The sequence below is a fragment of the Billgrantia tianxiuensis genome (assembly GCF_009834345.1).
GTDB lineage: Bacteria > Pseudomonadota > Gammaproteobacteria > Pseudomonadales > Halomonadaceae > Halomonas > Halomonas tianxiuensis.
Window position 1 is genome coordinate 2253119 of record NZ_CP035042.1, and the last position, 21756, is coordinate 2274874.

Annotated in this window: 17 protein-coding genes and 7 pseudogenes; 19 read left to right on the forward strand and 5 right to left on the reverse strand. The window is 64.0% G+C overall.

What is annotated here, in order from left to right; genetic code table 11:
• Positions 1 to 12 precede the first annotated feature (12 nt).
• From EKK97_RS10545 to EKK97_RS10565, 5 genes and pseudogenes are all read left to right on the forward strand, one after another.
• Complete coding sequence (locus EKK97_RS10545) at positions 13 to 558, forward strand: adenine phosphoribosyltransferase (protein ID WP_159551727.1); 546 nt, start codon at positions 13 to 15, stop codon at positions 556 to 558.
• Between the two features lie 7 nt (positions 559 to 565).
• Positions 566 to 1045 carry a xanthine phosphoribosyltransferase gene (gpt, locus tag EKK97_RS10550; protein WP_159551729.1) on the forward strand — a complete coding sequence of 160 codons (480 nt, stop codon included), beginning with the start codon at positions 566 to 568 and terminating at the stop codon, positions 1043 to 1045.
• Between the two features lie 72 nt (positions 1046 to 1117).
• Positions 1118 to 1800, forward strand: a pseudogene (gene ung / locus EKK97_RS10555) (uracil-DNA glycosylase).
• Between the two features lie 115 nt (positions 1801 to 1915).
• Positions 1916 to 2545 (forward strand): uracil phosphoribosyltransferase, encoded by a 630-nt coding sequence (gene upp, locus EKK97_RS10560; RefSeq protein ID WP_159551731.1) that lies wholly within the window; start codon positions 1916 to 1918, stop codon positions 2543 to 2545.
• A gap of 236 nt (positions 2546 to 2781) precedes the next feature.
• Positions 2782 to 4022 (forward strand): annotated as a pseudogene (locus tag EKK97_RS10565) (uracil-xanthine permease family protein).
• A 49-nt stretch (positions 4023 to 4071) separates the two neighbouring features.
• Here the strand turns inward: EKK97_RS10565 and EKK97_RS10570 are convergent.
• Entirely contained in the window at positions 4072 to 4653 is a 582-nt protein-coding gene (locus EKK97_RS10570) for a cupin domain-containing protein (RefSeq protein WP_159551733.1), read from the reverse strand.
• A 145-nt stretch (positions 4654 to 4798) separates the two neighbouring features.
• Between EKK97_RS10570 and mobA the strand changes: the two genes are divergently transcribed.
• From mobA to EKK97_RS10600, 6 genes and pseudogenes are all read left to right on the forward strand, one after another.
• A complete protein-coding gene (gene mobA / locus EKK97_RS10575; protein ID WP_159551735.1) occupies positions 4799 to 5443 on the forward strand; it encodes a molybdenum cofactor guanylyltransferase MobA in 645 nt (214 codons plus the stop codon).
• Positions 5444 to 5448: 5 nt separating this feature from the next.
• Positions 5449 to 6029: pseudogene (mobB, locus tag EKK97_RS10580) on the forward strand (molybdopterin-guanine dinucleotide biosynthesis protein B).
• Positions 6030 to 6081: 52 nt separating this feature from the next.
• Positions 6082 to 6891 carry a cyclic pyranopterin monophosphate synthase MoaC gene (moaC, locus tag EKK97_RS10585; protein ID WP_159551737.1) on the forward strand — a complete coding sequence of 270 codons (810 nt, stop codon included), beginning with the start codon at positions 6082 to 6084 and terminating at the stop codon, positions 6889 to 6891.
• Between the two features lie 5 nt (positions 6892 to 6896).
• Positions 6897 to 7362, forward strand: a pseudogene (gene moaE, locus EKK97_RS10590) (molybdopterin synthase catalytic subunit MoaE).
• Between the two features lie 4 nt (positions 7363 to 7366).
• Entirely contained in the window at positions 7367 to 8359 is a 993-nt protein-coding gene (gene moaA, locus EKK97_RS10595; protein WP_159555762.1) for a GTP 3',8-cyclase MoaA, read from the forward strand.
• A 150-nt stretch (positions 8360 to 8509) separates the two neighbouring features.
• Positions 8510 to 8800, forward strand: a complete 291-nt coding sequence (locus EKK97_RS10600; protein WP_010628324.1) for an H-NS family histone-like protein — start codon at positions 8510 to 8512, stop codon at positions 8798 to 8800.
• A gap of 155 nt (positions 8801 to 8955) precedes the next feature.
• Here EKK97_RS10600 and EKK97_RS10605 read toward each other — a convergent pair whose 3' ends face one another.
• Complete coding sequence (locus EKK97_RS10605; RefSeq protein WP_159551739.1) at positions 8956 to 10539, reverse strand: ribonuclease J; 1584 nt, start codon at positions 10537 to 10539, stop codon at positions 8956 to 8958.
• Positions 10540 to 10787: 248 nt separating this feature from the next.
• Here EKK97_RS10605 and purU point away from each other — a divergent pair, with 248 nt between their 5' ends.
• Positions 10788 to 11642 carry a formyltetrahydrofolate deformylase gene (gene purU / locus EKK97_RS10610; protein WP_159551740.1) on the forward strand — a complete coding sequence of 285 codons (855 nt, stop codon included), beginning with the start codon at positions 10788 to 10790 and terminating at the stop codon, positions 11640 to 11642.
• A gap of 22 nt (positions 11643 to 11664) precedes the next feature.
• Positions 11665 to 12336 (forward strand): energy-coupling factor ABC transporter permease, encoded by a 672-nt coding sequence (locus EKK97_RS10615; protein WP_159551741.1) that lies wholly within the window; start codon positions 11665 to 11667, stop codon positions 12334 to 12336.
• A gap of 4 nt (positions 12337 to 12340) precedes the next feature.
• On the opposite strand, the pseudogene dinB reads toward EKK97_RS10615, so the two are convergent.
• Both dinB and lexA read right to left on the reverse strand, forming a co-directional pair.
• A pseudogene (gene dinB, locus EKK97_RS10620) lies at positions 12341 to 13389 on the reverse strand (DNA polymerase IV).
• A 136-nt stretch (positions 13390 to 13525) separates the two neighbouring features.
• Positions 13526 to 14172: pseudogene (gene lexA, locus EKK97_RS10625) on the reverse strand (transcriptional repressor LexA).
• Between the two features lie 199 nt (positions 14173 to 14371).
• On the opposite strand from lexA, the gene EKK97_RS10630 reads away from it, so the two are divergent.
• The 6 genes and pseudogenes from EKK97_RS10630 to hglS all read left to right on the forward strand — a co-directional run bounded on the left by EKK97_RS10630 (position 14372) and on the right by hglS (position 20146).
• Complete coding sequence (locus tag EKK97_RS10630) at positions 14372 to 15040, forward strand: TetR/AcrR family transcriptional regulator (protein ID WP_159551742.1); 669 nt, start codon at positions 14372 to 14374, stop codon at positions 15038 to 15040.
• A complete protein-coding gene (locus tag EKK97_RS10635) occupies positions 15040 to 15558 on the forward strand; it encodes a L,D-transpeptidase (RefSeq protein ID WP_159551744.1) in 519 nt (172 codons plus the stop codon). Before EKK97_RS10630 ends, EKK97_RS10635 begins: the two co-directional genes overlap by 1 nt.
• 116 nt (positions 15559 to 15674) lie before the next feature.
• Positions 15675 to 16687: pseudogene (nagZ, locus tag EKK97_RS10640) on the forward strand (beta-N-acetylhexosaminidase).
• 45 nt (positions 16688 to 16732) lie between these two features.
• Positions 16733 to 17311 (forward strand): hypoxanthine-guanine phosphoribosyltransferase, encoded by a 579-nt coding sequence (locus tag EKK97_RS10645; RefSeq protein WP_159551746.1) that lies wholly within the window; start codon positions 16733 to 16735, stop codon positions 17309 to 17311.
• A gap of 203 nt (positions 17312 to 17514) precedes the next feature.
• Entirely contained in the window at positions 17515 to 18786 is a 1272-nt protein-coding gene (locus EKK97_RS10650; protein ID WP_159551748.1) for a 2-aminoadipate transaminase, read from the forward strand.
• A 1-nt stretch (position 18787) separates the two neighbouring features.
• Positions 18788 to 20146, forward strand: coding sequence for a 2-oxoadipate dioxygenase/decarboxylase HglS (gene hglS / locus EKK97_RS10655; RefSeq protein ID WP_159551750.1), 1359 nt, complete (start codon positions 18788 to 18790; stop codon positions 20144 to 20146).
• Between the two features lie 95 nt (positions 20147 to 20241).
• Here hglS and EKK97_RS10660 read toward each other — a convergent pair whose 3' ends face one another.
• The gene (locus EKK97_RS10660) at positions 20242 to 21732 is read right to left on the reverse strand and encodes a CoA-acylating methylmalonate-semialdehyde dehydrogenase (protein ID WP_159551752.1); all 1491 of its coding nucleotides are present in this window, start codon (positions 21730 to 21732) and stop codon (positions 20242 to 20244) included.
• Positions 21733 to 21756: the final 24 nt, after the last annotated feature.

Sequence of the window (21756 nt, forward strand, 5' to 3'; positions counted from 1 at the left end):
CCGAGACCTGCGATGAGCATTTACGGCGACTACATCAAGTCCGTGATCCGAACCGTCCCCGACTGGCCGCAGCAGGGGGTCAACTTCCGCGACATCACGCCGCTGCTGCAGAACAGCTCGGCCTTTCGCAAGCTGATCGACAGCTTCGTGCACCGCTACCAGGAGATGGAGCTCGACGCCATTGCCGCCATCGATGCGCGCGGTTTCATCATTGGTGCGCCGGTGGCCTATGAACTGGGCTGCAGCTTCGTGCCGGTGCGCAAGAAGGGCAAGCTGCCGTTTCGCACCATCAGCGAGACCTACACGCTGGAGTACGGCCAGGCCGAGGTGGAACTGCATTCCGATGCATTCCGCCAGGGGGACCGCATCCTGATCATGGACGACCTGATCGCCACCGGCGGCACCATGCTGGCTGCCGCCAAGCTCATCACCCGCACCGGGGGCCAGGTAGTGGAGACCGCTACCATCATCGACCTGCCGGAGATCGGCGGGTCTGCCAGGATTCGTGAAGCCGGTTTCGGCGTCTTTGCGGTCTGCTCCTTCAATGAGGACGAGTGACACCATCATGAGCAACGCCCGCTACCACCAGCACTTCACCGTATCCTGGGACCAACTGCATCGCGACGTGCGTGAACTCTGCCATCGCCTGGTCGAGCGCGACTTCAAGGGCATCGTGGCGATTACCCGGGGCGGATTGATTCCTGCGGCGCTGATTGCGCGCGAGCTCAACGTTCGTCTGATCGATACCGTTTGCATCAAGAGCTACGACCACATGGACCAGGGCGGGTTGGACGTCATGAAAGGCGTGGATCATGACGGTGACGGCTGGCTGCTGGTGGACGATCTGGTCGACACCGGCAAGACGGCTCGCAAGGTACGTGAAATGCTGCCCAAGGCGCATTTCGTGACCGTCTATGCCAAGCCGGAAGGGCGCCCGCTGGTGGACCAGTACCTGACCGAAGTGGCGCAGGATTGCTGGATCCAGTTCCCTTGGGACATGGGGGTGGCTTACGTCGAGCCGCTGGTCGATCAGGTCAAGCGCTAGCTGCCTGCAAGCCATCGCCAGTGCAATCGAACCCTGGTTAAGGTCAACCGCACGTCATATCGAGTGATCGCCATGAGTTGTCCATTGCCCGAAAGCTGGCAGCGCTGGCTGGGAAATGAATTCACCTTGCCCTACATGCAGTCGCTGCGCGACTTCCTGGCGGCGGAGAAGGCCGCCAGGAAAGTGATCTACCCGCACTCCTCGAACTGGTTTCGAGCCTTCGAACTCACGCCGCTGGAGCGGGTCAAGGTGGTGATCCTGGGGCAGGATCCGTACCACGGACCCAACCAGGCGCATGGTTTGTGTTTCTCGGTTCGCCCCGGAGTCCCGGCGCCGCCTTCGCTGGTCAACATCTACAAGGAGCTGGCCGTCGATGTCGGCTTCCAGCCGGTGGATCACGGCAACCTCGAGCACTGGGCGCGACAGGGCGTGCTGCTGCTCAATACCTCGCTGACGGTGGAGCAGGGCAATGCCGGCTCGCACCGTGGCAGGGGCTGGGAGACCTTTACCGATCGTGCCATCGAGACGGTCAACGCTCATGCACCGCCTTCCGTCTTCCTGTTGTGGGGCAGCCATGCCCGGCAGAAGAAGGCGCTGATCGATACTTCACGACACCTGGTGCTGGAGTCGCCGCATCCTTCGCCGCTCTCCGCCCACCGAGGGTTCTTCGGCAATCGCCATTTCTCCCGGCCAATGCCTTTCTCGAGGCGAACGGTCGCGAGCCGATCGACTGGCAGCTCCCTGCCATGCCCTGAGGTGGTGGGGGAGTTGCCTGGCATGCCTTAACCTGTTCGCCGGTTACGGGTAAAATGCGCGCGACTCGTCCACAAGACTCAGCTTGCCCTTCCATCCCACGCCGAGAGGTCCGTCATGAGCGTCCATGCCATTCAACATCCGCTGGTCCAGCACAAGCTGGGTCTGATGCGCGAAGCCGGCATCAGCACCAAGAGCTTTCGTGAGCTGGCCGGAGAGCTGGCCAAGCTGCTCACCTACGAGGCGACCAAGGATCTGGAGCTGGAGGAGCAGAACATCGACGGCTGGAGCGGCAAGCCGATCCCGGTGAAGCTGCTCAAGGGCAAGAAAGTGACCATCGTGCCGATCCTGCGCGCCGGGCTAGGCATGCTGGATGGCGTGACCGACCTGATCCCCAGTGCCCGGATCAGTGTGGTGGGGCTCTATCGTGACGAGGAGACGCTCGAGCCCGTGCCGTACTTCGCCAAGTTTGCCAATGACTTGGACGAGCGCATGGCGATCGTGATCGATCCCATGCTGGCGACCGGCGGCACCATGGTGGCAACGCTCGACATGTTGCGCGAGCGCGGTTGTCAGCAGATGAAGGTGATCGTGCTGGTGGCGGCCCCCGAAGGGATCAAGCGGGTGCAGGACGCCTATCCCGACATCGAGATCTACACCGCCGCGGTGGACGATCACCTCGACGAGAACGGCTATATCGTGCCGGGCCTCGGCGATGCAGGGGACAAGATCTTCGGCACCCGATAATTTTTTGCCATTAACCTGCCTGCGCTCGGCCATGCTGTGTCAAAAAGCGGCTCAAGATGCTCATTTACTCCAGTAAACTCCGCTCTTTCTCCGCTTTTTTCCTTGCCTGGCCTTCGCTCGTCGAGGTTCATTGGCAAAAAACGCAAGATGCTGCCCCTGAGATCGCGATCCAGGGGCGTTTTTCTGGGCAGGATGCCTTCATTCGAACCAACGATACAAAAGAAGGATAGCTTCCCATGAACGAACACGTGGCGACTGCGCAGGCGCCGGTCGAATCCTTGCCCAAGGTGATTCTGACCGGAGCGCAGATGCTTTTCGTCGCCTTCGGCGCGCTGGTACTGGTGCCGCTGTTGACTGGCCTCGACCCCAGCGTGGCGCTGTTCACCGCCGGGGTCGGTACCCTGGTGTTCCACGGCGTGACACGCGTCACCGTGCCGGTCTTCCTGGCCTCGTCGTTCGCTTTCATCGCGCCGATCCAGGGCTCGGTGGCCAGTTTTGGCGTGCCGGCTACCATGGGTGGGTTGATGGCGGCGGGGCTGGTCTATGTGGCGATCTCCCAGGCGGTCCGTCTCAAGGGCACCGCCTGGTTGCATCGCCTGCTGCCGCCGGTGGTGGTGGGGCCGGTCATCATGGTGATCGGCCTGGCCCTGGCGCCGGTGGCGGTGAGCATGGCTACCGGCGAGACCAGCGATCAAATCGACTATGGCCCCGCCATCCTGCTGTCGATGGCCAGCTTGCTGGTCACGCTGGTGCTGGCAGTATTCGGGCGCGGCCTGTTGCGCCTGGTGCCCATCATGGGCGGTATCCTGGTGGGCTACGCCATGGCACTGCTGATGGGGCTGGTCGACTTCACGCCGGTGCGCGAGGCCGCCTGGCTGGCTCTGCCGGCGTTCACGGCGCCGAGTTTTCACTGGGCGGCGATCCTGTTCATGATCCCAGTGGCCATCGCCCCTGCCGTCGAGCATATCGGCGACATGATCGCCATCGGCTCGGTCACGCGCAAGAACTACCTGGAGAAGCCCGGCCTGCACCGCACCCTGCTGGGCGATGGCCTGGCGACCTCCACGGCGGCGTTGTTTGGCGGCCCGCCCAATACCACCTATTCGGAGGTGACCGGGGCGGTGACCCTGACCCGCGCATTCAACCCGAAGATCATGGTCGTTGCGGCCTGCTTCGCCATCGGCCTGGCCTTCGTTGCCAAGCTCGGCGCATTGCTGCAGACCATCCCGGGGCCGGTGATGGGCGGCATCATGACGCTACTGTTCGGCTCCATCGCGGTGGTCGGCATGAACACTCTGGTGCGTGCCGGCCACTCGCTGACCGCGCCGCGCAACCTGGTGGTGGTGTCGCTAATCCTGGTATTCGGTATCGGCGGCATGCAGTTCGGTGGCGGCCAGTTCACCCTGCAGGGGTAAGCCTGGCCGCGCTCGTGGGCATCGTCCTCAATTGGGTGTTGCCCCGCGCCGAGGAAGAGTGACTGAACTTCGTTTGAAAAGCCCGCGAGCGTAGACGGTTTTCGGGCAAAGCTAGGCGTGATGCAACTCCCTGCCTCCCTCCGAAAAGGTTGGTGGGGAGTTGGCGCTGACGATCACGCACTCATGCTCGCCCACGTTGCGAAAGCGATGGGGCAGGCGCGAATCGAAGTAATAGGCATCGCCCGCGCGCAGGATCCGGGCCTCGCCGGCCACCGTGAGCTCAATTTCCCCCGAAATCACCACGCCGCCTTCCTCGCCGTCGTGCTCGAGCATGTCGGCACCGGTGTCGGCCCCGGGCGGGTAGCGTTCATGGATGATCGACATGCTGCGGTCAGGGCGGCGTGCCGCCACCAGCCGCCATGACAAATGGCCGTCACCGATCTCGGTGAGCTCATCGGCGGGATAGAAGGCACGCGGCGGGGAGGGTTCGTCCCCGGCGAAGAAGGCGCTGATCGATACCGGCAGCGCATCGAGAATCTTCTTCAGCGAGCTGACAGAGGGGCTGACGCTGTTCTGTTCTATCAATGAGATGGTGCTGTTGGTAACGCCGGCTCGCTTGGCCAGCTCGCGTTGGGATAGCTTACGCGCCTTGCGCAACTCGCGCAGGCGGCCCCCCACATCAAATCCTTCCATTGTCAGGGTCCAGGGTCCGTTCGATTTGTTTGACACATGATACCCTCGCCGCCGCCCTCGTGCATGAGATGATCCGGATCATGGCGCATGCACGATTGGCGCGCTCGTCATGGCACCGGCGTGCCGGCTAAGGCATCATGGAGGCATGACCGATCGATCAGAAGCCCGTGCCTTGAACCCCTCGACCGATGTTACCGGCTTGATACTGGCCGGCGGGCAGGGCAGCCGCATGGGCGGATGCGACAAGGGGCTGGAGCGGCTTGATGGCATCGAGCTGGTCGGCCATGTCCGGGCGCGCCTGGAGGGGCGGGTGGCCGAAGTGCTGATCAGTGCCAACCGTCACCTGAAAAGCTACCGAAGGCTGGCCGACCGCGTGGTGGTCGACGGCGAGCAGGGCTTCCAGGGGCCGCTGATGGGCATTTGCAGTGGTCTTGGCGTTGCGACCACGCCGTGGGTGCTGGTGGTGCCCTGCGATACGCCGCTGCTTCCACATGATCTGGTGGCGCGCATGGCGGCCGGTATCGGCGGGCATCGGATCGCCGTGGCCCATGACGGCGAGCGCTTGCATCCGGTGATCATGCTGCTCGAGCGTCGACTGGCAAGCGACCTGCAGGCGGCACTGGCAGCGGGGGAGCGCAAGGTCGGCCGTTGGCTCGAGCGCCACGACTGGACCCGCGTTGACTTCAGCGACTGCCCCGGCGCCTTCAGCAATCTCAACACCGAAGAAGACAAGCGGCGTCTAGAGGCGCGTTTGCAAAGACCGGATTTGGAAAGGAAAGAGGAGGGATGATCCTGATGACATCCGCGGAGCATGCCCAGCTCGACTTCGACGATGCGTTGCCGCTGCTCGGCATCGCGGCGTGGAGCGGAACCGGCAAGACCACCCTGTTGGAAGCGCTGTTGCCACGTCTTCGGCAGCGTGGGTTGCGTGTCGCCGTGATCAAGCATGCCCATCACGACTTCGATGTCGACCAGCCTGGCAAGGACAGCCATCGGCTGCGCCAGGCCGGTGCCGCACCGATGTTGGTTGCCTCCCGCGCCAGGTGGGCCATGATGATGGAAACCCCGAGCGCCAGGAGGCCGACCTGGCGCAATTGATCGAGGCGGTACGACCGCAACGGCCCGACCTGATCCTGATCGAGGGGTTCAAGGCGTGGCCCTTGCCCAAGCTGGAGCTGTACCGCGAGGCGCTCGGCAAGACGCTGCGTGTGGCGGAAGACCCCTGGATCAAGGCGGTGGCGAGCCAAGCGCCAATGGAGGTCCCGGCTGGCGTCGAGTGGTTGAACCTGGACGATGTCGATGCCATAGCCGAGTGGATCGCTGCCTGGCCGGCGCGTTGGCCGGGCGAGCGGGTGCCGCGGGTAGCCCAGTCATGAACCTCTCATTTTCGAACCTTTACCCGCTCAATCGATTCCGAGGCTGCCTCACATGAGTCTGACCCATCTCAACCAGCGCGGCGAGGCACACATGGTCGACGTCGCCGACAAGGCGGAAAGCCGCCGAGAAGCCACCGCCTCCGGTCATGTCCAGATGAAGCCCGAGACGCTGGCCCTGCTCAGCGAAGGGGGACTGCCCAAGGGCGACGTGCTGGCGACGGCGCGTATCGCCGGCATTCAGGCGGCCAAGCGCACCCACGAGCTGATTCCGCTGTGTCATGCGCTGCCCCTGTCGAAGGTTGCGGTGGATTTCCGCCTGGACGAGCAGAATTCCCGCGTCGAGGTCTTTGCCACCTGTCGCCTCAATGGTCGTACCGGTGTCGAAATGGAAGCGTTGACGGCGGTTTCGGTGGCGTGCCTGACGCTCTACGACATGTGCAAGGCGGTGGACAAGGACATGGAAATCGGCGCCATTCATGTCGATACCAAGCGCGGTGGGAAGTCGGGAGATTATCAGCGTCAAGCCGATGCTTCCGCGACTCCCATCGTGACGGGTGAGGGGGCGGCGGGCCAGGTGTCGGTAGGGAGCCGTTGCGATATCGACTCTCCCTGCGTGCGGGTGAAATTCCTGGCCGAGTTGCGTGAGCGCCTGGGTATCAGCGAACTCGTCTTGCCCCTGGACAGCCTGCCGAGTACCGACGTCGGTGGCTTGAAAAGCGCTCTTGTGAAGCGCGACGCTCGCTTCTCGCGACTGACCGAGGGGCGCGTTCTGTGTGCCGTGAATCAAGTCATGGCGCTGGATCCAACGCCCATCACCAATGACGATGAGGTGGCTTTCTTCCCGCCGGTAACGGGAGGATGAACGACATGATTCGGGTACAAGAAGCCCCTTTCGACTCAGGGGCCGAGCAGCAGCACCTTCTGACGGGCGCTCGGATATCGGCGCGGTGGTCAGCTTCACCGGGCTGGTACGCGACTTCAATGAGCGTCCCGACGTGAGTGCGCTGACTCTGGAGCACTACCCGGGAATGACCGAAGCTGCCCTGGGCGAGATCGTGGCGGAGGCCGAGTCGCGCTGGCCGCTCCAGGGGGTGCGGGTCATTCATCGTGTTGGACGGCTTTCCCCGGGGAGCCTATCGTATTGGTGGTGGTGGCTAGCGCTCACCGCCGCGCGGCCTTCGAGGCCTGCGACTTCATCATGGATTACCTGAAGACTCGTGCGCCTTTCTGGAAAAAGGAGCACAGCATTACCGGGGACTACTGGGTTTCCGAGCGTGAATCGGATCACCGGGATGCCAGCCGCTGGGAGAGCGATGATGACAAGATTCCCTGAGCCCTTGCCATCGGAATTGATCGATGGCTTCGGCAGGCAGGTTCGCTACGTGCGAATCTCCGTTACGGATCGCTGCGACTTTCGCTGCGTCTACTGCATGAGCGAAGAGATGACCTTTCTGCCGCGTGCCCAGATTCTGACGCTGGAAGAGCTGGGCATGGTGGCGCGGGCATTCGTCGAGATGGGCGTGGAGAAGATCCGCTTGACCGGCGGTGAACCTCTGGTGCGACGTGGTATCGATCAGCTCATCGAGCAGACCAGTGTGCTGCCCGGGCTGCGCGATCTGGCCATGACCACCAACGGCGCGGGCTTGGTGAAGCATGCCCGACGCTTGCGTGAAGCGGGCTTGAATCGGCTCAATATCAGCCTGGACACGCTCGATCCGCAGCGCTTTCGCCAACTCACCCGCACCGGAGATCTCGAGCGTGTACTCGATGGACTACGTGCGGCGCGGGAGGCCGGATTCGAACGCATCAAGCTCAATGCCGTGATCCTCAAGGGACGCAACGACGACGAGGTGCTGGATCTCGTTGAATTCGCCCGGTCGGAAGGCGTCGACCTGAGCTTCATCGAGGAGATGCCGCTGGGGGATGTGTCCGATCATTCGCGTGCCGAGACCTTCTGCTCCAGCGATGAAGTGAAAGCCATCATTGAGTGTCGTCATGCATTGATCCCGACGACCGAGTCGACACTCGGGCCATCGCGCTATTTCCGCATGACCGATAGCGATAGTCGGATCGGCTTCATTTCTCCCCACAGCCATAACTTCTGTGCCAGCTGCAATCGCGTGCGCGTCACGGCGGAAGGGCGGCTACTGCTCTGCCTGGGCAACGAACACTCTGTCGATTTGCGTGCCGTGCTGCGCCAGCACCCGGGCGACCTCGATGCCTTGAAACAGGCCATCGTCGCGGCGCTGCCGCTCAAGCCCGAGCGACATCATTTTACCACCGATGGCGATGTCCAGATCGTGCGATTCATGAACATGACGGGTGGCTGAGCCCTGACAAGCCGGCACTTTTACTTCCCACTTCAGCGATTTTCGGCCTTGCGTTGATGGGGATTTTCTTGCCAATTCGGCAAATCGGCATATACTTTCGACGAGTGAGTCATATGACTCTCTCGTCTTTTTCTTGCATGGAGGAGGCCAATGTCCAGCGAAACCCTGGAGCGTATCGCCCGTAACAAGAACGTGGCTCGTGCCGCGGCTCGCCAGTTGAGCATGGAGCAGCTGCACAAGCTCTCCGATGTGATCGGCGAGGTCATCGAGCAGAAAAATGAGGAAGAGAAGCTCCGCAAACAGGAAGAAGCGGACAAGGAAAGGAAGCTGGCTGAGATCCGCGAGGCCATGAGCGATGCCGGCCTCTCCGTGGAAGATCTCGTAGGTGAACAGCCGCGTCGTCGGCGTGGTCGTCCGCCCAAGAATGCCAGCGGTTCGTGATCCGGCAGGGTACGAGTCGTCTGCTCGCGCAGCTCAGGCCGGAGGGGAACATGACGTATCCCCTCCGGCCTGCTGCATTCCGGCCTGCCGTATTGAGTGTGAAGTCTAAATGGATTTCGCTCGGCTAGCCGATGCAACGTGCTCAGCCAATGGGGTCAGCGGAAGGCCGGAGATTCCACCGCAATCAGTTGGAGATGAACGTCCGGTAATTGGCGCAGGTGCTGTCCCAGCCAAGAGGTGATCAGCGGCTGCAACGCGGTACGCAGCTCGGCCAGGCTATCGGCTTCCAGCCCTTCCAAACGCTCATCGAGCCATTCGGTGAAGCTCTCTTCGTCCATCGCGCTGACTCGATGCGCATCCATCATGAGACGCCCGATCCGTGTCCAGCCCGTGTCCGTCGAGGCGACGGACACGGCCAAGTGCAGGATGCCGTGGCGTGACGAACCATGCTCGGCAGTGAGGCCCGGTAGCGGCGTGACGGCATTCTGGCTGATGATGCAAGGACGCTGGGGATGACGCGACTCGAGGCTCAGGCCGTCGCCATCGAGTCGAATCAGGTCACCGTTGACCGGTGCCAGAGGCGCCAGGATGCCCATCGATTCCGCCAGCTCGCGATGCGCCTGCTGATGGCGATGTTCGCCATGGACCGGCAGCAGGTGGCGTGGCTTGATCCAGCCATAGAAAGTGTGTAGCTCGTCCTGGGCGGGATGCCCCGAGGCATGCAGTTCGGGGTGGTTGAATTCATCCCATACCGCCACGTCCAGGCGGGCCAGGGCGTGCTTCAGACGCTCGATCTGGCGTTCGTTGCCGGGGATCGCCTTGGCCGAGAAGATCACGGTGTCACCGGGCATCAGCTCGAAGCTGTGATGACGGCCGTTGGCCAGGCGACTGAGGGCGGCACGCGGCTCTCCCTGGCTGCCGGTGGCGATGACCAGTACCTCATTGGGCGGCAGGTAGCCCAGGTCCTCGACCGGCACCAGCGGCGGCATGTCATCCAGGTAGCCGAGACCCCGGGCCACCGCCACCATGCGCTCCATGGCCCGCCCCATCAGGCTGACCCGGCGGCCGCATCGCTCGGCCGCCTGAGCCACGGCCAGCACCCTGGCCAGGTTGCTGGCAAAGCAGCTCACCACGACGCGGCCCGAACACTGGCTCAGGCGATGTTCCAGCGCCCTGGCCACTTCGCCTTCGCTGCGCGAGTGGCCGGGCATGGGCGCGTTGGTGGAGTCGCCCACCACCAGGTCGACCGGGGCCAGGGCACGGAACAGAGAGCCCTTCACCGGCGTACCGATCAGCGGCTCAGGATCCAGTTTCCAGTCGCCGGTATGCAGTACGCGGTAGTCGCCGGCGGCGATCAGCAGGGCGCAGCTCTCCGGTATCGAGTGAGTCAGTGGCAGGTAGCGCAGGGTGAAGGGGCCGTTCTCCAGCGCCTCGCCCGGCTCGATCACCTGGATGGCATCGACGGCCAGGCCGCGCTCGATGAACTTGGCCCGCAACAGGCCGGCCGCCAGGGGCGTGGCGTACACCGGACATTGCCATTTGGGCCATAGCCAGGCGGCAGCGCCAATGTGGTCCTCGTGACCATGGGTGATGATCAGTGCCCCAGGACGGATACCGAGCGCTTCGGGGGTTTCCAGGCTGGGCACCTGAAGCGGTGTGTCCGGCAGGTCCTGGCGAATCATCATGCCGCAATCGACGGCGATCCATGCGTTCTCAAGCCCATAGAGTCCCAGGTTCATGCCGATTTCTCCGCACCCCCCCAAGGGCAGGAAGTAAAGCGGGGAACGGCGGCGGGGACGGATAGTGGCGTGAGTCGAATGCATCGGCAAATCTAGACCAGACAATGGAAACTTCACTATACGGGAACGTCGCAATCCTCCACAAATGCGATGTCGGCAGCGCTCCCTCCGAGTGAGACGTGTTCCGGGTATGCCGAGTTCGCTACAATGCGCGCTTCCTGCATCCCGTTCAGCACCAGGTTGGGCTCATGTCTCACTACTATCGACTCGTCGTTTCCTGCCCCGATCGCCGCGGTATCGTGGCCCGTGTGTCCGGCTTCATTGCCGGCCATGGCGGTTCCATCACCGAGGCCAACCAGCATTCCGACCTGGAAGCGGGGCGCTTCTTCATGCGCTACGAGATCCTGGCCGACTCCATCGGCATGACGGCCGCTGAGCTGGAAGAAGCCTTCGAGCCCGTGGCGCGGGAATTCGACATGGACTGGGCGCTGCGCGATACGCGCCGCCGGCCACGGGTGGTGGTCATGGTTTCGCGTGAATCCCATTGCCTGGTCGACTTGCTGTACCGCTGGACGGCCGGTGAGCTGGAAGGCGATATCGTCGGTGTGATCTCGAACCATGACGACATGCGCAGCATGGTCGAGTGGCATGGCCTGCCGTACTACCACGTGGCGGTTCCCGCCGACTACAAGAGTGCCGCCTTCGGTGAGGTGGAGCGCCTGGTCGAGGAAATGGAGGCCGACACCGTGGTGCTGGCCCGCTACATGCAGATCCTGCCGCCGCGGCTGTGTGAGCGCTATGCCGGGCGGGTCATCAACATCCACCACAGCTTCCTGCCGTCGTTTGCCGGGGCGCGACCCTATCACCAGGCCCATTCGCGGGGCGTCAAGCTGATCGGCGCTACCTGTCACTACGTGACCGAGGAACTGGATGCCGGTCCGATCATCGAACAGGACATACACCGCGTGAGCCACTGCCATACCCCGCAGGACCTGGTGCGCTTCGGCCGTGACGTAGAGAAGGCGGTGCTGGCACGCGGCTTGCGCTGGCATCTCGAGGACCGGGTGCTGATTCACGGCAACAAGACCGTCGTCTTCGCCTGAGCCCGGCTCGCAGGAGCGTGGCATGACCTTTTCCCAGCCGATCCTCGCGTCGTGGTTGCTGATCGCCTGCGGCGTAATTTCCCTGCTCGTGCTGCTTCTGGCGCTGGCACAGCGCCCCTGGCGGGAGCTGCTGGCCGACCGCGGCCTGCAGCACCGCTGGCTGGCCGCCAGCGTTGCGGTCGTGTTGTTGTGGCAACTGCGGGCGCAGTCGGTGGACTGGCTGACGCTCCACCTGATGCTCACGGCTCTGCTGACGCTGCTCTTCAAGGCCCCGCTGGCGCTTGTGACCAATCTGCTGGCCAATCTCTCATTGGTGGTGCTGGGCAAGGCGGGCTGGCCCCTGCTGGGGGTCAACGTGCTGATCACCGGGGTGATACCGGTGGCGATCGTGGTCTCGGTGTGGCGCATCGTAGACCGCTACCTGCCGGACAACCTGATGCTGTTCCTGTTCGTGTGCGGTTTCTTCGGTGCGGCTCTGGCTGCGTTGGGCACGGGGTTGGCAGGGCTAGGGCTGGTCATGCTCGCCGCCAGCGACCCCGGGGCGGTCTACCTGGCACAGGAATATGCGCTCTTCCTGCCGCTGTTGATGCCCTCGGAGGCCTTTCTCACCGGCATGCTGCTCAGCGTGCTGATGGTCTATCACCCCGCCTGGGTCGCGACCTTCAACGACCACCGCTATATCGATACCAAGTGAGTCTTCAAAAAGGCAGGCTGAGCTGACGCCGTGCATCGTCCGTCACCAGCCGTACTCCCACGCCGAGCAGCCGTACCGGGCGTGCGCGACGTGCCCAGGCTTGCTCCATCAGGGCAGTGAAATTCTCCAGGGCAGGGGAGCCGCCTCGTGAGTCGAGGGTGGTCAGGGAAAAGTCGTCGAAGCGTACCTTGACGAAGGTGCCGGCGATGGGCGGGTGCCCGTGCCGTGCCAGCCTGGCGTCGAGGCGTTCGCACAGCGGCGCCAGCTCGGCGTAGCAGAGCGAGAGATCGGGCAGGTCGCTGGCGAAGGTAGTCTCCGCGCTCACCGACTTTCGTTCGCGCTCGATGCGCACCGGTCTGTCGTCGATCCCCCTGGCAAGCTCGAACAGGCGTCGGCCGAACTTGCCGAACTCCTGCAGCAATCGGTCAAGCGGTATCCGCTGCAGATCGTTGCAGGTGTCGATATCGAGGGCCTGCAGTCGCTTGGCCGTGGCTGGGCCAACGCCGTGCAGCTTGGTGACCGGGAGTTGGCGCACGAAGTCATCTACCTGGGAGGGAGAAATGACGGTAAGGCCGTCGGGCTTCTCCCAGTCGCTGGCAATCTTGGCCAGGAACTTCGACGGAGCGGCGCCTACCGACACCGTGATGCCGACGCGCTTCAGGCACTCCTCCTTCAGCCAGCGTGCCATCCAGGTGGCGCTGCCCGAGAAACGCGTCACATCGGTGACGTCGAGAAAGGCCTCGTCCAGTGACAGCGGCTCCACCAGCGGGGTGAGTTCGTGGAAGATCGCCGATATCTGGCGTGACGCTTCGCGGTAGCGATCGAAATCCCGCGCAGCAGGGTCAGGTGGGGGCACAGCCGCAATGCCCGCGCCGTCGGCATGGCGGAATGAATGCCGTAGGCACGGGCAGGGTAGTTGCAGGTCGCGATGACCCCGCGGCCCTCCGCACTGCCACCGATGGCCAGCGGCACCTCACGCAGCGCAGGGTTGTCACGCATCTCCACCGCGGCGTAGAAACAGTCGCAGTCGGCATGCAGAATCTTGCGGCTCATGGAGATTCGCCAGGACGTCGGAGCTGAGCGAGCGAAGGCCAGACAAGGCAAAAATTGGCGAAAAAGCGGAGTTTACTGTTGCAAATGAGCATTTTAAGCCAATTTTTAACGCTGTATGGCCAAGCGCAGCCAGCTCTTACCCCAAGGCTTGGCCGTTGCCGCCACGTATGACTCCCACCCCAATCCCCTCGATCTCGAGTTCCTGGTGGCGCAGATCCACCTCGATCGGGGCGAAATCGGCGTTCTCGGCTTCCAGCACGACACGATGTCCCTGGCGATGGAAGCGCTTGACCGTGACCTCGTCCTCCAGGCGCGCGACAACGATCTGGCCGTCGCGCACGCGCTCGGTGCGATGCACGGCAAGCAGGTCGCCTTCGAGAATGCCGATATCCTTCATCGACAGGCCGCGAACCTTGAGCAGGTAGTCGGCACGGGGCGTGAAGTAGTCCGGCGGCAGGGGGCAATAGCGATCGATATGCTCGGCGGCCAGGATCGGGCTGCCGGCAGCTACTTCACCGATGATCGGCAGCCCTTCACCGCTCGGTTCGTTACTGGCGGTATCGGCCTCCTGGGCCGGCAGGCGTATGCCGCGGGAGGTACCGCGGATCACCCGGATCACGCCCTTGCGTTCCAGCGCGCGCAGGTGCTCCTCGGCGGCATTGGGCGAGCGGAAGCCCAGGGCCCGGGCGATTTCGGCGCGGGTGGGGGGTAGCCGAACTCGTTCATGGTCTTGACGATGAAGTCATAGACGTTCTGCTGGCGCGAAGTGAGGGGGCGTGTCATGGCGAACTCCGGTAGCGTGACTGCCGTATTGGTCAAGTATACAGCATGGAAGCCCATACAGTAAAAGCCCTCGCTTCCGCTCCAGACCTGCCTGCCAGAGTGTTTAAAACGCTTTGGCTTGCCTATACGTTGAGGCATAAGGCGTAATGTCGTAGACTTTTGTAATGTTTAAAACAGTCGTTTCCAGTGGGAACTGATCATGGCCCAGACCGATACCGTCACGCGCATCCTCGACACTGCCGAAGTCCTGTTCGCCGAGCGCGGCTTCGCCGAGACCTCGCTGCGCACCATCACCAGCAAGGCTCGCGTCAACCTTGCCGCGGTCAACTATCACTTCGGCTCCAAGAAGGCGCTGATCCAGGCGGTTTTCTCGCGCTACCTGGACCCCTTCACGGTGCGTTTCCACCATGCCCTTGACGAGCTCGAGGCTCAGCATGCCGGCAGTGTCATCCCGCTGGAAGTGTTGCTGGAAACCATGGCCCGCACCGTGCTCGAGGTACCGGCCGAGAAGCACAGTCTCAAGGTGTTCATGAAACTGCTGGGCCTCGCCTACAGTCAGGCCCAAGGACACCTGAGACGACATATACAGGAGGAGTACGGCAGCGTCTTCACCCGCTTCACCGATTTGGTACGCCGTGCCACGCCGGAGTTGCCCGATGCCGAGCGCTTCTGGCGCCTGCACTTCGTCCTGGGTACGGTGATCTTTACCCTCTCCGGCCTCGACGCGCTGCGCGACATCGCCGAGAAGGACTACCACGAGCATGTGTCGGTGCGCGACCTGATCCGCCGCCTGCGCCCCGTGGTGGTGGCGGCGATGAATGCGCCCTTGCCGCCGCCGCCGGCCGCGCAGCCGGCCAAGGCGAGCTGATGCGTACTCCCCGGCTCGAAGCGCTGCCGCCGCGAGACGAGACCTGGCTCGAGATCGACATCGCCCGCCAGTGTCTCGTCCACTGGCAGGGCGAGCATGCCTTGGCGGAATGGCCGGTTTCAACCGCGCTGGCGGGAGTGGGGCAGCGTGAAGGTAGTGGCTGCACGCCGCTCGGTTGGCATTACGTAAGGGCTGCCATCGGCCATGGGCAACCGCCGGGTACCGTTTTCCGGGGCCGGCGTCCCACCGGTGAGGTCTACAGCGCGGCGCTGGCTGCGGCCCACCCCGGGCGCGACTGGATACTGACCCGTATCTTGTGGCTGTGCGGGCTCGAGCGCGGGTTCAATCGTGGTGGCGACGTCGACTCGCAGAGACGCTATATCTATCTACACGGCACGCCTCCCGACCAGCCGATGGGCGAGCCTCGCTCGCATGGCTGTATTCGTCTGCGCGACGAAGCGCTGCTGGAGGTCTGCGCCGTGGCGCCCCCGGGCACGCCTGTCTGGCTGCATGACTGACACGCCATGCTGTGTGTCGTCACGCAGCGGACGCGATGAAGGTATGTCTGGATGGCTGTCGTCATACCCGGCTTTGGTCTAGAATCAGCTCCCTTTCCGCCCCAAGGACCCCGATCATGACCCAGACCCTCGGCCCGGTGATGCTCGACCTGGAAGGCACCGAACTGCGCAGCGAGGAGCGTGACTTGCTCAAGCGCCCCGAAGTGGGGGGCGTCATCCTGTTCTCTCGCAATGTCGAGCATGCGCAGCAGGTGCGGGAGCTGTGCCATGCCATTCGTCGCATTCGTCCCGAACTGCTGCTGGCTATCGACCAGGAGGGGGGCGTGTCCAGCGGCTCCGCGAGGGCGTGACCCGACTCCCTGCCATGGGTCGAATCGGCCGGGATTATGCCGTGGCCCCGGAGGTGACCCTGAGGTTGTGTCTCGATGCCGGCTGGCTGCTGGGCATGGAGATGGCGGCTTGTGGGCTGGACCTCAGTTTTGCCCCGGTGCTCGATGTCGATGTCGGCCTTTCCAGCGTGATCGGCGATCGCAGCTTCTCCTCCGACCCCCAGGCCGTGGCAGCCATGGCCGGCGCCTTCATCAGCGGCCTGCACGAAGCCGGCATGGCGGCGGTGGGCAAGCACTTCCCCGGACACGGCGGGGTAGCGGCGGATTCCCACCTGGAGCTGCCGATAGACGAGCGCCCCTTGGAGGAGCTGCGTCAGCGCGACCTGGTGCCGTTTGCCGAACTCGCCGGCCGGCTCGACGGTGTGATGCCGGCTCACGTGATCTATTCCGCCTTCGATTCGCGCCCGGCGGGCTTCTCGGCAAGCTGGCTGGGCCTGCTGCGCGAATCGCTGGGCTTCAAGGGGACTATCTTCTCCGACGATCTCGGCATGGCCGGTGCCGGCTTTGCCGGCGCGCCGGGCGAGCGGGCTCTGGCCGCGCTCAATGCCGGTTGCGACATGGTGCTGGTGTGCAACGACCGTGCGGCGGCGTTGGAGGTGCTGGAAGCCTGTCAGGGCCGCAGCACACGGCTGACGAACCGCCTGCGCTATGGCCGTGCGCGCCCCGAACTGGCCGCCCTCGAGGCACTGGGTCGCTGGCGTCGGGTGCATGCGCGCCTGGAAGCCATGGCCACGCTCTGATCGTCCCATTTTTCCTCAACGTACCCTCATCGATACGAGCGTTTCATGCCCAAACTCGAACCCGACTTTCATGAATCCCTGGCCACCATGCGTGATGTCATGGAGAACGCCGACTGCCTGATCAGCCACGAAGAGGTCGAACGTGCCCTGGATCGCATGGCCGAGCAGATCACTGCCGACCTGGGCGACAAGCTGCCGGTTTTCTACTGCGTGATGAACGGCGGCCTGATCACCACGGGACACCTGCTGACCCGACTGGGATTCCCGCTGGAAGTCGACTACATCCATGCCACCCGCTATCGCGGCGGTCTGCGCGGCGGTGAGCTGTTCTGGCGTGTGTCGCCGGAGATCCCCATGGCCGATCGTCATGTGGTCATCGTCGACGACATCCTCGATGAAGGCGCGACGCTTGCCGCCATTCTCGACTACTGCCGCGAAGCCGGTGCGGCGAGCATTTCCACCGCCGTACTGGTGGACAAGCGCCATGATCGCAAGGCGGTGCCGGGCCTCAAGGCCGACTACTGCAGTCTCGAAGTGGTCGACCGCTACGTGTTCGGCTTCGGCATGGACTACAAGGGGTATTGGCGCAATGCGCCGGGGATATTCGCCCCTAAAGGTTTGTAGCTCGGTATATCTCATTCGCGATAGATTTAGGAATATCATCGCAAGCCGTGCATGCAGATTGCTGAAAGTTTTGTGAAAAATATATAAGACGCCTTGTTTCATGACTTAATGGAATGCATAGGCGTCTTTTTTTCGTTTGAGCATGCCCTCGGCCATCTGCTCTCATTGAGCTTCTGACCTCTCATGCTTGCGGGACATTGTTCATGGATTTACCTCACGTCAGCCAGGGCCTGGGCATCGTGCACCCGATCTGTATCGAGCGGGGGCGTAATGCCGAGGTGTGGGACGAGCGTGGCACGCACTACATCGACTTCATCGGCGGTATCGGCGTCCTCAACCTGGGGCATTCGCATCCCGCGATCGTCGAGGCCGTGAAGTCGCAGGTCGATACGCTGATGCACTCGGCGTTCAACGCCGTACCGCACCGTGGCTACCTGGAAGTCGTCGAGGCGTTGGATGCGTTCGTGCCCGTTTCCTACCCGCTCTCCTGCATGCTCACCAACAGCGGTGCCGAAGCCACCGAGAACGCCTTGAAGGTGGCGCGTGCGGCGACCGGGCGTCAGGCGGTCATTGCCTTCGATGACGGCTTCCACGGGCGCACGCTGGCGGCGTTGAATCTCAATGGCAAGGTGAAGCCCTACAAGAACCGCCTGGGCGCCTTGCCGGGCCCGGTCTACCACGTACCTTTCCCCAGCGGCGACAGCGATGTCGATGCCGACCAGGCCATGGCCGCCCTGGAGCGCCTCTTCGAGGTCGAAACACCTGCCGATGAAGTGGCGTGCATCATCGTCGAACCGGTCCAGGGCGAGGGTGGTTTCCGCGTGCTGTGTGGCGACTTCGCCAAGCGGCTGCGTGCCCTGTGCGACAGACACGGCATCGTGCTGATCTTCGACGAAATCCAGTCGGGGTTCGGGCGTACCGGGACCCGCTTCGCCTTCTCACGGCTGGGCGTCGAGCCCGATCTGCTGCTGATGGGCAAGAGCATAGCGGCGGGGCTGCCATTGGCGGCGGTGGCGGGTAGGGCGGAGTTCATGGACGCCGTGCCCAAGGGCGGGCTGGGCGGTACCTATTCGGGCAACGCCCTGGCCTGCGCCGCGGCGCGTACGGTGATGGCCCTGATGAGCGAAGAGGCCCTGGCGAGCTGGGGAACGCGCCAGGAGACGCTGATCGTCGAGACCCATCGACGCTGGCAGGCCAGTGGGCGCTTCCCGATGCTGGGCAATCTCACCGGCGTGGGAGCCATGCGCGGGGTCGTCTTCGAGGATACCGACCGGGCCAGCGGTGCCGAGCACCTGGCTGCGCTGCTGACGGCGGCGCGCGAGGCCGGCGTGTTGCTGATGCCCAGCGGCCGACGGCGCAACGTGCTGCGTTTGCTGGCACCGCTGACCGCCGAGCCCGACACCCTGCAAGAAGGACTCAGGCGCATCGAGCGCGCCCTGGAATCGCTCGTTCAACCCAATACCGAGGAGGCCTGAATTGCCTGCCCCCTATCTTTCTTCCGATGAGATCCGCGATCGCTTTTCCCGGGCCATGTCGGCGATGTACCAGGCTGAGGTGCCGCAGTACGGGGCGCTGCTCGATCTGGTCGAGCGCGTCAACCGGCAAGTCCTGGAAGCCGATCCCGCCCTGGCTGGGCGCCTTGCCAGTCAGGGCGAGCTGGAACGGCTCGATGCCGAACGCCATGGTGCCATCCGCGTGGGCACGGCCCAGGAGCTGGCCATGCTGCGCCGTCTGTTCGCCGTCATGGGCATGCATCCGGTGGGCTACTACGACCTCTCCGAAGCCGGCGTGCCGGTACACTCCACGGCCTTCCGCCCGGTGGATGACGCGGCGCTGGCGCGTAACCCTTTCCGCATCTTCACGTCGCTGCTACGCCTCGAGCTGATCGAGAGCCCGGCACTGCGGGAGCGGGCGGCAGCCATTCTTGCCGGCCGCGATATCTTCACCCCGGGTTGTCGCCAGCTGATCGAACTCCATGAAGCGCAGGGCGGGCTCGATGAAGAGCAGGCCGAGCGCTTCATCGGCGAGGCCCTGGAGACGTTCCGCTGGCATCGCGACGCCACGGTAGACTTGGACACCTACCAGGCGCTGCATGCCGAGCACCGGCTGATCGCCGATGTGGTCTGCTTCCGTGGCCCGCATATCAATCACCTCACGCCGCGCACGCTGGATATCGACGAAGTGCAACGGCGCATGCCCGACGCCGGCATGCAGCCCAAGGCGGTGATCGAGGGGCCGCCCCGTCGCGCATGTCCCATCCTGCTGCGCCAGACCAGCTTCAAGGCGCTGGAGGAGGGAATCCGTTTTGCCGGTGAGCGGCAGGGGACCCATACCGCCCGCTTCGGTGAAATCGAGCAGCGCGGCATGGCGTTGACCGCCAGGGGGCGTGAGCGCTACGACAGCCTGCTTGGCGAAGCGCGGCGCCGCACCGCCGGTCTCGACAACGAGGCACATCAGCGCGTGCTCGAAGAAGTCTTCGCCGACTTCCCCGATGACGAGACTGTTCTGCGACGCGAGGGGCTGGCCTTCTTCCACTACCGTCTGACCGATGCCGGAACGGGGGCGGATCGTGTGGAGGGCGCCAGCCTGGAGGCGCTGATCGCCCAGGGCCTGGTGGAGGCGTTGCCACTCACCTACGAAGACTTTCTGCCGGTCAGTGCGGCAGGGATCTTCCAATCGAACCTGGGGGGCGGGCAGAATGGGGCCTATGCCGGCAACGCCAATCGCGAGGCCTTCGAGCAGGCCTTGGGGGCGCCGGTCAGCGATGAGCTGGCACTCTATGCCGAGCGTGAGCGGGCCTCCCGCGAGGCGGTGCTTCAAGCCTTGGGGCGCTGAGCAGCACCTGTCACCCGAACGCTCAAGCCGTGAGAATGGCGGCAATGAAAAGCCGAACCAGGAGACTTGGTTCGGCTTCATGCCATCGCCTGCCGTCAAGAGGGGAAGGAGAACTGCGCGCCCTCGCGAACTCCGGCTGACGGCCAGCGCTGGGTGACGGTCTTGCGCTTGGTATAGAAACGCACGGCATCCGGCCCGTAGGCAGCCAGGTCGCCGAACAGCGAGCGCTTCCAGCCGCCGAAGCTGTGGTAGGAGACCGGCACCGGCAGCGGCACGTTGATGCCGACCATGCCCACCTGGATATTGTCGCTGAAGTAACGGGCCGCTTCGCCGTCACGGGTGTAGATGCAGGTACCGTTGCCGTACTCGTGGTCGTCGATCAGCTTCATGGCTTCCTCCATGGAGCCGGCGCGCACCACCAGCAGCACGGGCCCGAATATTTCCTCTCGGTAGCAGGTCATCTCGGCGGTCACGCGGTCGATCAGGGTGCCACCCACATAGAAGCCGTTTTCGAAGCCCGGTACCTGCACGCCGCGGCCATCGACCACGATCTCGGCGCCCTGGGCCTCGGCGCTGTCGATGTAGCCGCACACCTTCTCCTGGTGAGCCTTGGTGATCACCGGACCGAAATCGTTCCCGGCGTCGGAGAAGGGACCGACCTTGAGGGACGTCAAACGCTCCCGCATCTTGGCGACCAGGGCGTCGGCGGCAGCGTCGCCCACGGCCACCGCCACGGAGAGGGCCATGCAGCGTTCGCCGGAGGAGCCGAAGGCGGCGCCGGTGAGCGAATCGACCACGTTGTCCATGTCGGCGTCGGGCATCACGATGGCGTGGTTCTTGGCGCCGCCAAGCGCCTGGCAACGCTTGCCGTTGGCGCTGGCGCGAGCGTAGATGTATTCGGCGATCGGCGTGGAGCCGACGAAGCTGACGGCCTGGACGCGCGGGTCGTCGAGCAGGGTATCGACGGCTTCCTTGTCGCCGTTGACCACGTTGAGCACCCCGGCGGGCAGGCCCGCTTCCAGCGCCAGTTCGGCGATGAACAGGGCCGAGGTCGGGTCGCGCTCGGAGGGCTTGAGCACGAAGGTATTACCGCAGGCGATGGCCATCGGGTACATCCACAGCGGGACCATGGCCGGGAAGTTGAACGGCGTGATGCCGGCCACCACGCCCAGCGGCTGGAACTCGCTCCAGGAGTCGATGCCGGGGCCGACGTTCTTGCTGTACTCGCCCTTGAGCAGCTCCGGCACGCCGCAGGCATACTCCACGTTCTCGATGCCGCGCGAGAGTTCACCCTTGGCATCGTGGACGATCTTGCCGTGTTCCTGGCCGATCAGCCGGCAGATCTCGTCGGCATGCTCTTCGAGCAGCTGCTTGAAGCGGAACATGACGCGGGCGCGCTTGGCCGGCGGCGTGTTCCGCCAGGCCGGGAAGGCAGCCTGGGCGGCGGCGATGGCCTGTTCGACGGTGGCCTTGCCGGCCAGACTCACCTGGCCGCTCACATCGCCGGTGGAGGGGTTGAAGATGTCCTGGGTGCGTCCTTCGCCGGCGACTCGTGCGCCGTCAATCAGATGGCCGAGCGTAGTCATTGCATTGCCTCTAGGTAAAACGAG

Coding starts and splice junctions, on each gene's coding strand:
- EKK97_RS10605 (WP_159551739.1), bottom strand. CDS start 10,539: ATGAACCTGGGACTCTATGGGCTTGAGAACGCATGGATCGCCGTCGAT.
- upp (WP_159551731.1), top strand. CDS start 1,916: ATGAGCGTCCATGCCATTCAACATCCGCTGGTCCAGCACAAGCTGGGT.
- purU (WP_159551740.1), top strand. CDS start 10,788: ATGTCTCACTACTATCGACTCGTCGTTTCCTGCCCCGATCGCCGCGGT.
- moaC (WP_159551737.1), top strand. CDS start 6,082: ATGAGTCTGACCCATCTCAACCAGCGCGGCGAGGCACACATGGTCGAC.
- EKK97_RS10650 (WP_159551748.1), top strand. CDS start 17,515: ATGGATTTACCTCACGTCAGCCAGGGCCTGGGCATCGTGCACCCGATC.
- EKK97_RS10615 (WP_159551741.1), top strand. CDS start 11,665: ATGACCTTTTCCCAGCCGATCCTCGCGTCGTGGTTGCTGATCGCCTGC.
- EKK97_RS10600 (WP_010628324.1), top strand. CDS start 8,510: ATGTCCAGCGAAACCCTGGAGCGTATCGCCCGTAACAAGAACGTGGCT.
- mobA (WP_159551735.1), top strand. CDS start 4,799: ATGACCGATCGATCAGAAGCCCGTGCCTTGAACCCCTCGACCGATGTT.
- EKK97_RS10645 (WP_159551746.1), top strand. CDS start 16,733: ATGCCCAAACTCGAACCCGACTTTCATGAATCCCTGGCCACCATGCGT.
- EKK97_RS10570 (WP_159551733.1), bottom strand. CDS start 4,653: ATGGAAGGATTTGATGTGGGGGGCCGCCTGCGCGAGTTGCGCAAGGCG.
- EKK97_RS10660 (WP_159551752.1), bottom strand. CDS start 21,732: ATGACTACGCTCGGCCATCTGATTGACGGCGCACGAGTCGCCGGCGAA.
- EKK97_RS10545 (WP_159551727.1), top strand. CDS start 13: ATGAGCATTTACGGCGACTACATCAAGTCCGTGATCCGAACCGTCCCC.
- gpt (WP_159551729.1), top strand. CDS start 566: ATGAGCAACGCCCGCTACCACCAGCACTTCACCGTATCCTGGGACCAA.
- EKK97_RS10635 (WP_159551744.1), top strand. CDS start 15,040: ATGCGTACTCCCCGGCTCGAAGCGCTGCCGCCGCGAGACGAGACCTGG.
- EKK97_RS10630 (WP_159551742.1), top strand. CDS start 14,372: ATGGCCCAGACCGATACCGTCACGCGCATCCTCGACACTGCCGAAGTC.